Origin of the sequence: Sulfurovum sp. NBC37-1 (assembly GCF_000010345.1) — a bacterium.
Classification (GTDB): Bacteria; Campylobacterota; Campylobacteria; order Campylobacterales; family Sulfurovaceae; genus Sulfurovum.
The window spans coordinates 2,007,437-2,019,428 of record NC_009663.1; the positions used below are offsets into that span (position 1 = coordinate 2,007,437).

Genomic DNA, 11,992 nt, shown 5'->3' on the forward strand with positions numbered 1-11,992 from the left:
TGAAAGCTCTTTTTTTAGACCGTGACGGGATCGTCAATGTGGATCACGGATATGTCTACAGAACAGATGATTTCGAGTTTGTCGAGGGAATTTTTGAGCTTGTCAGACTTTTTTTTACCAATGCGGGATATCTTGTCTTTGTTGTGACGAACCAGTCCGGGATCGGGCGTGGATATTACAGAGAAGATGATTTTCAAAAATTGACAAGCTGGATGAAAGAGCAGTTTGAAGAACAAGGTATTCACATAGAAGAGGTAAGCACTGCCCCATGCACCAAAAGAAAACGGCCGTTGCAGAAAACCAAAAATAGGTATGATAGAAGCAATAATGGCAACCTACGATATCGATCTGCCCTGCTTCTGGATGATCGGCGACAAACAAAGCGACATCGATCTTGCAGAAAATGCCGGTATCGGCCACAGCATTGCGATCGGCAATACAAAGATTGAAAAGGCGGACTATTTTTTCCCTTCAATAGCAGAGTGCAAACGTTTTTTAGAGGAAAATCCAGCTATAATAACTGCATAAAATACAATGATATGGACTTTAACGGAAAAACCATACTCATTACCGGCGGTGCCGGTTTCATCGGCTCAAATCTGGCATTCTACTTTCAGGAGAACTTTCCCCAAAACAATATTGTCGTTTTTGACAAATTCAGAAGCTAAGAGACCTTTTCCAACGGCAATCTGAAAAGCTTCGGTCACTACAAGAACCTGATAGGCTTTCATGGCGACGTAATCTGTGCGGCGACCTCAATTCCAAAGAGGATCTCCCGCTGCTTGAAGCATACGATTTCGACTACATCTTCCATGAAGCCACCATCTCAGATACACGTGTGTACGACCAGGAGATCATCATGCAGACGAATGTCAACTCTTTTTATGACATACTGGAAATGGCCAGACGCATAAACGTCGTTCTGGTCTATGCCTCTTCGGCCGCGACTTACGGGTCCCTGCCCTCCCTACAGACCGTAGGCAAAGAACATCCTGAAAACCCTTATAGTTTCAGTAAATATGCCATGGAGCAGATAGCCTACCGATATATGAATATCTACCCCGATATGACCATCGTGGGACTGAAGTACTTCAATGTCTACGGCTCAAGAGAATTCTTCAAGGACAAGACCACTTCGACGGTCATACAGTTCGGCCACCAGATACTCTCGGGCAAAGCACCGAGACTCTTTGAAGGATCGGACAAGATCGTCCGTGACTTTGTGTATATCAAAGATGTGATACAGGCGAACATAAAAGCCTGCGCACCCAAAAAGAACGGTGTCTACAATGTGGAAACTTCCAAACCAAGAAGTTTTCAGGATATTGCCAATATCCTCCAGAAAGAGCTGGGCACGGACTATGGAATCGAGTACTTCACCAACCCCTTCACCGGCTACCAGATGCATACACAGGCAGATATAAGTACCTCAAAAGAAAATCTCGGATATGCACTGGAGTGGGAACCTGAAGAAGGGATCAGGGATTATACAGACGAGATCAAAACCCTCTACGAAACAGAAGTGGCGCATGGATAAGATCAGAGCCAAAGATGCCAGGATCGCCGTAGTGGGCGATCTGATGATAGACCACTACATCTTGGGGGAGTGTGAACGTATCTCTCCCGAAGCACCCGTGCAGGTGCTGGGGGGGGAAGATGCCAATGCCGCGCTCGCAGAACAGCTTCTCTCCCATGCAGGCGCGAACTGCGATACCGTCATTCAGCAGGAGAAATGCGTCACGACCAGAAAAAGCCGTGTGATCACCTCCAACCAGCAGATCATCCGTTTTGACGATGAGAGCAGAGAAGATATTTCCTTAGGCTCACAGTATGCGCTTCTCACAGACCTTCAGAAGAATATCTTCTCTTATGATGTAGTACTGCTTTCCGACTACGGCAAAGGGGTCCTTACCCCGACACTTACAAGGGACATCATCTCCCCTTGCCAAAGCCCACGACAAACTGGTATTGGTAGATCCCAAAGGGACTGACCACAGCAAATACGAAGGTGCCACGCTTCTGACACCGAACAGGAAAGAAGCTTCTTTGGCCACAGGCATCGAGCTTTCGGATCACGACGCGCTCAGAGAAGCCGGTTTTAAACTCAAGGATGAACTTTCCCTTGCCTATAGCATCATCACACTGAGCGAAGAGGGGATCGCCATTTTCAATGACGGGATGCATATCATCCCCACGGTCGTAAGAGAAGTGTATGATGTCACAGGTGCGGGCGATACGGTACTTGCATCACTGGGCGTCGCCATAGCAAGCGGGCTTGACATTACCGAAGCCTGTGGATTCGCCAACAAGGCGGCCGCTATCGTTGTGGCAAAGGTCGGTTCGGCTACAGCGACACTCAACGAGATAGAAGAGTATGAGCATTCACTGAACAAGGGACAGGCGGAAAGCAAGATTAAGGACTTTGCGCAGATAGAACGCATAGCCAAACGTCTGAGGGCACAGGGAAGGAAGATCATCTTTACCAACGGCTGTTTCGACATTCTCCACCGCAGACATGCGACCTACCTGCAGCAGGCCAAAGCGTTGGGAGATTTCCTCATCGTCGGCTTCAACTCCGATGAGAGTATAAGACGACTCAAAGGTGAATCAAGGCCGGTCAACGACCTTGAGGACAGGGGTTTTCTTCTGGCCGCACTGGAAAGCGTCGATTATGTCGTACCCTTCACCGAAGACACCCCTTACGAACTAATCAAACGTGTCATACCTGACGTGCTTGTCAAAGGAGCAGATTATGAGGGTAAAGAGGTGGTCGGTAGCGAAATCGCCAAAAAGGTAAAGCTCATTGATTTTGTCGAGGGGAAAAGCACTTCATCGATTATCGGGAAGATTTCCGGGAGCAGTTGTTAAAATTTGTAGGGTACTGTATTCTCACAGCACCCTACGCTTCGCCCTTATTCGCCAGTCTTCTAAACGCTTCAGAACGGGACAGCAATTCACTGTAACTTCCCCTGTCAATGATCCTGCCTTCTTCAAAAAGTAGGAGCGTATCGGCATTTTCCACCGTACTGAGCCTGTGCGCCACAATAAAGGTGATCATTTCATTTTTGATCCCTTCAAGCGCCTTCTGAATAGCTTTCTCACTTTTATTGTCCAGCGCAGAGGTTGCCTCGTCGAGTATGAGTATCTCCGGTGATTTGTAGAGCGCCCTCGCCAAGGCGATACGCTGCCGCTGACCACCGCTCAGGTTGACACCGAATTCGTCAAGCGGTGTATGTATCCCCTCTTCCATCTCTTTGACAAAGTCCCATGCCTGTGCTTTTCTCAATGCAGCAATAGCCTGCTCTTCATTGACCGAGCTTCCATACGCGACATTGGCAAGCACCGTGTCCTGGAAAATATAGATACGCTGTGTCACATAGGCGATCTTTTTATGCAGGGAATCAAGCGTGTATTTGGCAATATTCAGATCATTGATCTTCAGTTCTCCCGAAGTCGGTTCATAGAAACGAACAAGCAGATTCACAAAACTGCTCTTCCCCGCTCCGCTATCCCCCACCAGAGCATAGACTTTTCCTTTGTTTGCTTCAAGGTTTATTTCATCCAGTGCCTTTTTATCACCATAGACCAGTGAAACTTCGTCAAATACCACTTTTTCGACATGTTCCAGGACCTTGTCTCCTGATACGATCGTCGGTCTGCTTTCAAACAATTCGTTCATTCTTTCCATCGCCGCGACTGCATCCTGTATCATGTTATGTACATTGGAGAGTACTTTTATGGGATCGTAAAGCATGAAAAGTGCCGTTACAAAAGCGAAAAAGGTCCCTACTGTGATCTCGTTATGGATTACCTGAAGTGCACCGACATAGATGGCAACCGCAATGGCCACGGAACCGAAAACTTCAAGGGAGGGGCCAACGAGCGCATTGATCTTCATCTGCTTGATCGCCAGTTGGAAGAAATTCATATTTTCTTTGGAGAAACGTTCAAATTCATACTCCTGGGAAGAACTAGATTTTATCACTTCGATATTGTTGAAGATCTCAGTCAGGCGGGAGGTCAGGTCGGAATTGCTCTCCTGTGAACGTTTGGAGTACTTTTTCATCTTGCGTGCCAGGATCTGAAGCGGCAGAAGTGCCAGCGGCATGACCACCAAAAAATAGAATGCCAGTTTCGGACTCTGGTAAATAACATAGGCAGTAAGCGTAACGATCAGCATCGATTTGACCATCAATGTCGGGATCATGGAAGAAACAACAGTTTGTATACGGTTGATGTCGTTCGTGACACGGCTCAGCAGCTCTCCACTGCGCATTTTGTTAAGGTACTCAATATCCTGATACATCAGGTGACGGGCCAGTCTGTCACGGAGTTTCCGGACGATATCATCCCCGATATAGACCGTATAGTAGGTCTGCACGAAACGCCCTGCGGATTTCAGCATGAAGACACCGACGATTGCAAAAGGGATCAGTTTCAGCATCTCCTGGTCCTTGTTGATGAAGATATCATCCAGTACAGGTTTTAAAAGCTGGGCCGTAAGTGTCGTACCTACTGCCACTGCAATCATACCAATGATAGCAAAGATAAACTCTCTTTTGTAATTGAGCATATAGGGTAGAAAGTATTTTATAAGTTGTTTCATCGTCTATGTTCTTTTTTTACTTAATTGTACAGTAAAACTGCTGGTTTATTTCATTTTTATTTTTCAAGTTCTTCGTTCTTTTCATACAGTTTCATATATTTGTAAAAATTCTCTATCATATTCGAATAAGCCATAATCAAGCCGGGATAACCGTCAAGAAATCCCAGTTTGAAAAAATATTTTCGAATAAATGTAAAACTTGAACTTCCTATAGCTTTCAGTGGTGAGGAATCTCTTTTCCCAACATTTTGTTCAGCAAAAAGTGTAGAATAACGGTCAGCTTTAATGATGAATTCCGATATGGACGTATATCTGAGATGTTTCAGCGAAATATTCAGATATTCCACTTTCATATTATCAGTAACGACCCCCTCATGCACCATTTTTTCACTGATATTGGTTTTCGTTCTGTTGTAGAGCCTCGGAAGGATATCATTGCTCCAGCCATGCTTAATCTCAATGTCTTTATAATAGTTGACCCGCTTTATCGAATAGACAGTATCTTTATCCAGGCTTTTTGACCTCAACGTATTAACAAATGTGTTTGTGACAATCTCATCACTATCAAGAGAAAGTATCCAGTCATGTTTTGCATAGGTCGAAGCAAGCCTTTTGGTTGGTCCAAACCCTATAAATTCACCTTCTACAAGATTTACGTTTGAAAATGCACGACAAATCCCCTGTGTACCGTCTGTAGAACCGTTATCGAACACTACCACATCATCAAATGCTGCAAGAGCCTTCAGACATTTTTCCATGGTTTTTACGCCGTCCTTTACAATGATTACTATACTTATATCCATTCGATCATACCTTCCACCTGTTATGCATCCAGAACCACTGTGCAGGATACTTTCTGATGATCTTTTCCATTTCGTCATTGTATGCCTGCGTCATAGACGCAATATCATCATCTGCTTCCACAGGGTCTCCAACGAGCAATTCATATTTACCGTTGGAGACACGAGGTAGGAACATAGGGATAACCTGTATATCCAGCTTGTTTTTCATCGTAGCGACCAGTGGTGTTGCGTAGACATCTCTGCCAAAGAACTTGACCTTTATACCTTCATGCTCCATGACCTTCTGATCGATCAGAATACCGACAATTCCCCCTTTTTTCAGGGTTTTCATAATGGTAACCGCCGCTTTTCTTTTATGCACGGATCTGTTGTTGAAACGTTCTCTGAAAGGAGTGGTGATCTTACTGTCAATCTTTTTGTTGTCCCCTTCTCTTCCAATAACGACCATCGAATAGTCATGTTTTCCCAGGAATTGTGCCAGCAGTTCCCAGTTCGAGAAATGGGCCGTGATCATGATCCAACCTGTAGGATACAGCTGCTTCAAGGAAGCCAGTTTTACAAGGGCTTCTTCTTTATTGATGATCGCATCATCGATAGGAAAACGGTTCGAAAGCATCAGAAAGATCTCACTGACGGTCTTTGAAAGTTCGACATAAACCTCTTTTGCCAGAATTTCTATCTCTTTCCTGCTCTTATTGGGAAATGCAGCGGCAAGATTTTGTTTTGTGATCTCCCTGCGGGACCTTGAGAGATAGTAAAATACAAGTGCAACAGCTTTCATCAGGCTATATACCCATGATGTTGGTAGCAGTGCCGTAATGGCGATAAGCCCTCTTACGGATAGGTAAGCGGCAGTCTCACCCATGTTCACCCGACCTGCACAGCTTCCGGATTACAGTAAAATAGAAAAGAGTTTGTTTCATCCGTCACCTTTTTGTAGTGATACAATTTTATCGAAATATCCTAAAAGAGTTTCAAATTGCAGAAATTATTGGATATAATTCTCCATGTTCAAAAAAAGGTGCTCTTCTTGGTTATGGATAAAGTAAACATCATCTGTATGAAATGGGGTGACAAGTTCCCTGCAGACTACGTCAACAGACTCTACGGCATGGTAGAAAGGAACCTCACTCTGCCTTTCAGATTTGTCTGTTTCACGGAAAATGGCAGAGATATCCGCCCGGAAGTAGAGATCCAACCCCTTCCCGAGCTCGATCTGCCTGAGAATATCCCCGAGAGAGGTTGGCGAAAGCTCACCGTTTTTGCCGAAAACTTCGGCGGCTTGTCCGGTACAACACTTTTTCTTGACCTTGATGTCGTGATCGTAGACAGTATCGATGATTTTTTTACCTACCCGGGTGACTTTCTGATCGCCCATGACCGGCATCGTCCAAAAAAAATGGAAGGGAACTCATCGGTATTTCGTTTTGAAATCGGCAAATACCCCGAGATACTAAAATACTTCGAAGAGAATTTCGAACAGATAAAAAGTGAAGTGCGTCATGAACAGGCCTATCTCTCCCGTGAAATGTATAAACTAGGGAAACTTCAATTCTGGTCGGATGAATGGGTACCGAGTTTCAAATATCACTGTGCCCCCTCCTGGATAAAGTCCTGGTTCGAAGCACCTTCCATACCACAGGGAGCCAAGATCATCCTCTTCCACGGTCTCCCCAACCCGCCTGAAGCCGTCAAAGGCATCAGCGGTAAATGGTATAGACACATTCAGCCATCTCCGTGGATAGAAGAGTATTGGAGAGAATGATCAGTGAAAGACCTAATCAATAGAATAGATTTCGAACAAACCTATCACTATTTATTGCTTGCTTTTGCATTCACCTTACCACTTTCACGTGCCACGAACAGTTTATCTGTAGCATTGCTGATCTTACTTGTATTTCTTCAGGGACACTATAAACAGCAGATTGCACGCTTAAAACACTCACATTTTGCAATTGCTATTCTTGCATTCATCTCCTTCACTGTTCTCTCTCTGTTATGGACCCATAATATGAAAATCGGCCTGAATGGCAAGATTCTTTATCTCTACTGGATCGCCATATTCGCCATTGCACTTAATGTCAAAAAAGACAATATCCCGTCCGTCATCACTGCATTTGTACTGGGAATGGTCGTCAGTGAAGTACTCTCTTATGGTATGTTTTTTGAATTGTGGACAATAAAAGGTCATGGCAAAGAGTATCCTTCTCCATTTATGATGCATATCGACTATAGTATTTTTCTTGCATTTACCGCCATAATTCTTCTAAACCGTATACTATCAAAACGTTATACACCCAAAGAGAAAATAGCTCTTTTGTTTTTCTTTATTACAATCACCGGTAATCTGTTCATTAATGAGGGGAGAACCGGTCAACTTGCATTTCTAGTAGGTATATTCGCAACAGTGTTCATTCATTACAGAATCAATTTTAGGTCCATCATTGCAGCATTGGTTCTGATCGTCGTTATCTTTACTGGTGCATATACTCTGAGTGACAAATTCCAGACACGTGTACAGGCTGCCCAGCATGATATTACTAAAATCGAAAAGGGACAATTCACATCAAGCTGGGGTATGCGAGTTGCCATGTACATTGTGGCAGCGGATATCATTAAAGACCATCCATTAATCGGTGTTGGTGTTGGAGACTTTAGAGATGCCGCAACAGAAGCTCTAAAAAAGAATAATCACAACTTTAATAAAAAAGTCGTTCAGTTCATACCAAAATACCATTTTCACAGTCAGTACCTGAATGTCCTGGTACAAAATGGATTTATCGGATTCTTCCTGCTGCTTATGGTCTTTTATCAATTTACAAGGCTATCCATTTCAGATCCTGAGCTCAAGGAGCTAAGCCTGCTGATCGTTATTATGTTCCTGATCGGGTTCATACCGGAACCGCTTCTGATGAAGCAGTTCACCAACACGCTTTTTATTCTGTTCGCAGGCCTCTTCCTGGGTGCTTCCCTTCCACAAAGAACTCCTTCCGGAACTTGACAGGAATATGCAGTGAAACACAACTCTTTTTATATCAAGAACTTTTTATTTATTCTTTTTTCATACTTCCTATTGCAAATTGTTCTTAGAATTTTCATATCTCCAAATGTTGGACTTGATGAAGCGGAACAACTGTTATTTACACAGACTTTTGCATGGGGATACAATTCACAACCACCTCTTTTTATACATGGCTAAAATCTATTTTTTTTGAGCTGTTCGGAATAAATATATTTTCTGTGTTCTATATCCAATACACCAGTATAGACAGCGTTTTCAACAAGTTCCAGAGAGCATATACACAAATATAGGCTTAATTCCTTTATATAATACAAATTAATAAAAAATTCATTGTCCTGCGCTTCTTTGATATATTTACAACAAGTGTATTCTACGTTCTTTCAAAAATACTATTTTACCTTTATGCGCCCAAAAGACACATAATCGAGTAAAATTATTTTACTTTAATTTCGATATAATAAATATTTATATTTTAATGACACTTTTATACTTTCAAACAAAAGTGTCATTAAAACAAGACTAAGGAACGTAAATATTAAGTATGATTAATAAAATAGCTTTTAGTAGTATTGCAACAGTTTATATATTTGCTCTAAATTTATTCAGCAACCAAAATCTAGACCAGATAGTAATGTCAATCTGGCCTACACTCCTTTTATTTATTCTGTTTCTGATTATAGGTTTATTTCATCGTTTATTCTTGAAACTTTTTGTATCTTTTAATATTCTCATAGCATCTATTGCCATATTTTTCAAATGGCAATACGGTATTACCATTACTGGAGACATCATACTAAGTGGCCTTGTCAATGATACGGACCTGACAGCTGAAATGATTTCCATGAAACTGCTGCTTTGGGTCCTGTCCACGGCCATATTGCCCATAATAGCTATTTTTTTTACAAAAATTCAACATCTTTCTTTCAAAAAACAATTTTTACATACTTCCATATTGATCGCAGTGTCATTGGTCACTGTAGTATCAATTTTCTTTCTACAGGGGTACGAGTTTAGAGCAAAAGGGCAGATAAGAGACCCCAAATTTTCTCAGGCGTTAAGTAACTTTTCACCTTTAGATGTTGAGTATAGTTTCAACAAAGCACTTAGATCTTATAAAAAAATGAAGAAACTGTATAGCAATATCGAAATTATGTCAAAAAAATATCACTACCGGTCAAAAGAAAATGACCTTTTGGTTGTATTTGTGCTGGGCGAATCCACACGCGGCGACCACTTTATGCTCAATGGATACAACAGAAATACCACACCACTGCTTTCTAAAACCGAAGGCTTAAGCAGTTTCAGGAATGTTCGTTCCTGTGCCACGCTGACTATACAGTCATTACCTTGCATCTTCTCACCGCTTGACAGGGCCCATTCAAAATCCTATGTTACGCATTCACCCTTTAGTGAAGTTTTTCACTCTTTGGGATTCAACACGGAGATATATTCTCTTCAGACATTAGATGAGTTTTATCAGTATCTGGGTTATGATCATCTAAAATCAAAATATGCCATATTAAACGAGCAACACAGTGGTGCAAAAGATATTTCTCTTCTGCCATATGCCAAGCAAATTATTAAAAACTATAAAAATGGGAAAAAGTTGCTTATTTTACATACCCTTGGATCCCATCAGACTTATCATGACCGTATCACTCCGGAACAGGAGATATTCAAACCAAGCTGTCGACATGCCGATGTCGCGAAATGTACACAGGAAGAACTTCTTAATGCCTACGACAATACAATTATCGGAATTGATTCCTTTCTTGCAACGCTCATCAATGAACTCTCTGATAAAAAGGCAATACTCTTTTATATTTCTGATCATGGTGAATCCCTGGGTGAGAACGGAAACTATTTCCATGGTAAACCCATAGATATAGCACCACAGGAACAGTTCGATGTTCCATTTATTATCTGGTTCTCCAAAAAATACCTCGATACAGAAGAAGGAAGAAAACGTTTCAGTCACCTTAAAAAATATAATCTTGATACTGCTTTATCCTCTGCCAATATTTTTTATTCCGTATTGGGTTGTTCCGCAATTGAGTCAACAGATGGCGGCATTGATCAAAGTTTGAATATTTGTTCAGCCCCGGAAGAAACAGCTAAGCAAAATCCTGTATTGAAGCGACCTTGAGAAAAAAGGCTCTCCTAATCTTTACAACAAGTCTGCAGGATGCCATTACCGCAAGAGATGATACTCCATATTTTCGACCAGAAACCTACAATTTAAACGAAAAATGCCGCTATTGAAGATGTACATACGCTGGCATTTAAAGACGTTACACTCAAGTATGGTAAAAAAATGCGCTTAACGGTATTGACTTTAGCATTTCAAAGGGAGAAAAGTTGGCACTCGTGGGTGGTAGTGGTGGAGGGAAAAGCTCAATCGTCAACCTCATCATGCGATTATATGATCCAAACTCAGGTGAGATCAGTATAGACGGGAAGAGTATTGATCATTTTTCACTGGAATCTTTACGCAATACCATTTTCATCGTAACACAAAGGGTATACATCTTCAATGATACTATTGCAGCCAATGTTGCTTACGGCAAAGAAATATTGAACAAATTAATGACCTTTACCGCTGAGCCGATACAAGCTCTTTCAATTTAATTGGCTATAATCACAGTTATTTAACTAAAGGGCACTTCTAACAACCCCAGATACTCATAATGGGTTTTACAAATGTTAGATTTTGCAAGAGGCTTTCAAGTCCTAGCCAAAGCTAAGACGAAGTAAGCATCTTGTGAAAGATCGCGTTTGCAAAGCCCACCCTGTGGGCATCACTAGCTTTCGCCTATGCGTCGTTACTCTTTTTCGACTTAGCTACGGCTAGGCCTTCAAAAGAGTGCCTAGCCTAGACAAAAGCTAGTGATGTTATGAGTATCTGAGGTTATGAGAGGTGCCCTCAACAAGGAATACCAAATCATGATCGGTATCGTCGACTACAATATGGGGAACCTTGCCTCTGTCATCAATGCATTCAAAAAAGTGGGTGCGGATGCCAGACTGGAAAGCGACCCTTCCAAACTCGATCAATATGACAAACTCATTCTCCCTGGTGTGGGGGCTTTCGGTGATGCGATGGCGCATTTGAAAAGTAACGGTATGGATGTAGCGGTCAAAGCATTTGCTGCTTCCGAAAAACCACTGTTGGGTATTTGTCTGGGAATGCAACTGCTTTTTGAGAGTTCCGAGGAATTCGGTGAAACAGAAGGTCTTAGTCTGATCCCCGGGAAAGTGGTGGCTTTTGATGAGAGCAAGTTCGATCATCCCCAGAAAGTACCGCATATGGGATGGAATGAGCTTTTTGTGCAAAAAGAAACACCTATATTTGAAGGACTGCCTCAAGAAATCTATCTTTACTTTGTACATTCATTCCATGCTGTCTGTGATGACAGGTATGCTATAGGAAAAACACATTACGGATACGAGTTTGTTTCAGCCGTACAGAACGGGAATATATACGGTATTCAGCCACACCCGGAAAAAAGCCATGGGAACGGTTTGAAGATCATAGAAAATTTCACAAAATTATAATACGGT

12 protein-coding genes and 1 pseudogene are annotated in these 11,992 nt (G+C 42.2%); 9 read left to right on the top strand and 4 right to left on the bottom strand.

Annotated elements, in window-relative coordinates:
• Positions 1–14 precede the first annotated feature (14 nt).
• On the bottom strand, positions 15–197 hold the full coding sequence (locus SUN_RS13805; RefSeq protein ID WP_232501329.1) for a hypothetical protein: 183 nt from the start codon (positions 195–197) through the stop codon (positions 15–17).
• 115 nt (positions 198–312) lie between these two features.
• Here SUN_RS13805 and SUN_RS13810 point away from each other — a divergent pair, with 115 nt between their 5' ends.
• From SUN_RS13810 to rfaE2, 4 genes and pseudogenes are all read left to right on the top strand, one after another.
• Positions 313–528: an HAD hydrolase-like protein gene (locus SUN_RS13810; RefSeq protein WP_232501330.1), complete on the top strand. Its 216-nt coding sequence runs from the start codon at positions 313–315 to the stop codon at positions 526–528.
• Positions 529–539: 11 nt separating this feature from the next.
• Positions 540–1,537 (top strand): annotated as a pseudogene (gene rfaD / locus SUN_RS10060) (ADP-glyceromanno-heptose 6-epimerase).
• Positions 1,530–1,991: a bifunctional heptose 7-phosphate kinase/heptose 1-phosphate adenyltransferase gene (locus SUN_RS13910; protein WP_041672749.1), complete on the top strand. Its 462-nt coding sequence runs from the start codon at positions 1,530–1,532 to the stop codon at positions 1,989–1,991. The pseudogene rfaD and the gene SUN_RS13910 overlap by 8 nt, the downstream one beginning before the upstream one ends.
• A complete protein-coding gene (rfaE2, locus tag SUN_RS13160) occupies positions 1,969–2,868 on the top strand; it encodes a D-glycero-beta-D-manno-heptose 1-phosphate adenylyltransferase (protein WP_349674929.1) in 900 nt (299 codons plus the stop codon). The genes SUN_RS13910 and rfaE2 overlap by 23 nt, the downstream gene beginning before the upstream one ends.
• 31 nt (positions 2,869–2,899) lie before the next feature.
• On the opposite strand, the gene SUN_RS10075 is transcribed toward rfaE2, so the two are convergent.
• The 3 genes from SUN_RS10075 to SUN_RS10085 are packed head-to-tail and all read right to left on the bottom strand — an operon-like array spanning position 2,900 to position 6,274.
• Positions 2,900–4,606: an ABC transporter ATP-binding protein gene (locus SUN_RS10075; protein WP_012083709.1), complete on the bottom strand. Its 1,707-nt coding sequence runs from the start codon at positions 4,604–4,606 to the stop codon at positions 2,900–2,902.
• Positions 4,607–4,662: 56 nt separating this feature from the next.
• Complete coding sequence (locus SUN_RS10080) at positions 4,663–5,409, bottom strand: glycosyltransferase family 2 protein (RefSeq protein WP_012083710.1); 747 nt, start codon at positions 5,407–5,409, stop codon at positions 4,663–4,665.
• Positions 5,410–5,413: 4 nt separating this feature from the next.
• Entirely contained in the window at positions 5,414–6,274 is an 861-nt protein-coding gene (locus tag SUN_RS10085; protein ID WP_041672750.1) for a lysophospholipid acyltransferase family protein, read from the bottom strand.
• Positions 6,275–6,445: 171 nt separating this feature from the next.
• Between SUN_RS10085 and SUN_RS10090 the strand changes: the two genes are divergently transcribed.
• The 5 genes from SUN_RS10090 to hisH all read left to right on the top strand — a co-directional run bounded on the left by SUN_RS10090 (position 6,446) and on the right by hisH (position 11,986).
• Positions 6,446–7,174: a hypothetical protein gene (locus SUN_RS10090; RefSeq protein WP_041673080.1), complete on the top strand. Its 729-nt coding sequence runs from the start codon at positions 6,446–6,448 to the stop codon at positions 7,172–7,174.
• A 246-nt stretch (positions 7,175–7,420) separates the two neighbouring features.
• Positions 7,421–8,410 carry an O-antigen ligase family protein gene (locus SUN_RS10095; RefSeq protein WP_148154695.1) on the top strand — a complete coding sequence of 330 codons (990 nt, stop codon included), beginning with the start codon at positions 7,421–7,423 and terminating at the stop codon, positions 8,408–8,410.
• Positions 8,411–8,972: 562 nt separating this feature from the next.
• Entirely contained in the window at positions 8,973–10,577 is a 1,605-nt protein-coding gene (locus SUN_RS10100) for a phosphoethanolamine transferase (RefSeq protein WP_012083714.1), read from the top strand.
• A gap of 221 nt (positions 10,578–10,798) precedes the next feature.
• Positions 10,799–11,059 (top strand): ATP-binding cassette domain-containing protein, encoded by a 261-nt coding sequence (locus SUN_RS10105; protein WP_232501362.1) that lies wholly within the window; start codon positions 10,799–10,801, stop codon positions 11,057–11,059.
• Between the two features lie 315 nt (positions 11,060–11,374).
• A complete protein-coding gene (hisH, locus tag SUN_RS10110) occupies positions 11,375–11,986 on the top strand; it encodes an imidazole glycerol phosphate synthase subunit HisH (protein ID WP_012083715.1) in 612 nt (203 codons plus the stop codon).
• Positions 11,987–11,992 lie beyond the last annotated feature (6 nt).

Bases quoted from the DNA above. Each gene is read 5' to 3' on its own strand.
- SUN_RS13810 (WP_232501330.1), top strand. From the start codon at position 313: ATGATAGAAGCAATAATGGCAACCTACGATATCGATCTGCCCTGCTTC.
- SUN_RS13910 (WP_041672749.1), top strand. From the start codon at position 1,530: ATGGATAAGATCAGAGCCAAAGATGCCAGGATCGCCGTAGTGGGCGAT.
- SUN_RS10075 (WP_012083709.1), bottom strand. From the start codon at position 4,606: ATGAAACAACTTATAAAATACTTTCTACCCTATATGCTCAATTACAAA.
- SUN_RS10080 (WP_012083710.1), bottom strand. From the start codon at position 5,409: ATGGATATAAGTATAGTAATCATTGTAAAGGACGGCGTAAAAACCATG.
- SUN_RS10085 (WP_041672750.1), bottom strand. From the start codon at position 6,274: ATGGGTGAGACTGCCGCTTACCTATCCGTAAGAGGGCTTATCGCCATT.
- SUN_RS10090 (WP_041673080.1), top strand. From the start codon at position 6,446: ATGGATAAAGTAAACATCATCTGTATGAAATGGGGTGACAAGTTCCCT.
- SUN_RS10095 (WP_148154695.1), top strand. From the start codon at position 7,421: ATGAAAATCGGCCTGAATGGCAAGATTCTTTATCTCTACTGGATCGCC.
- SUN_RS10100 (WP_012083714.1), top strand. From the start codon at position 8,973: ATGATTAATAAAATAGCTTTTAGTAGTATTGCAACAGTTTATATATTT.
- hisH (WP_012083715.1), top strand. From the start codon at position 11,375: ATGATCGGTATCGTCGACTACAATATGGGGAACCTTGCCTCTGTCATC.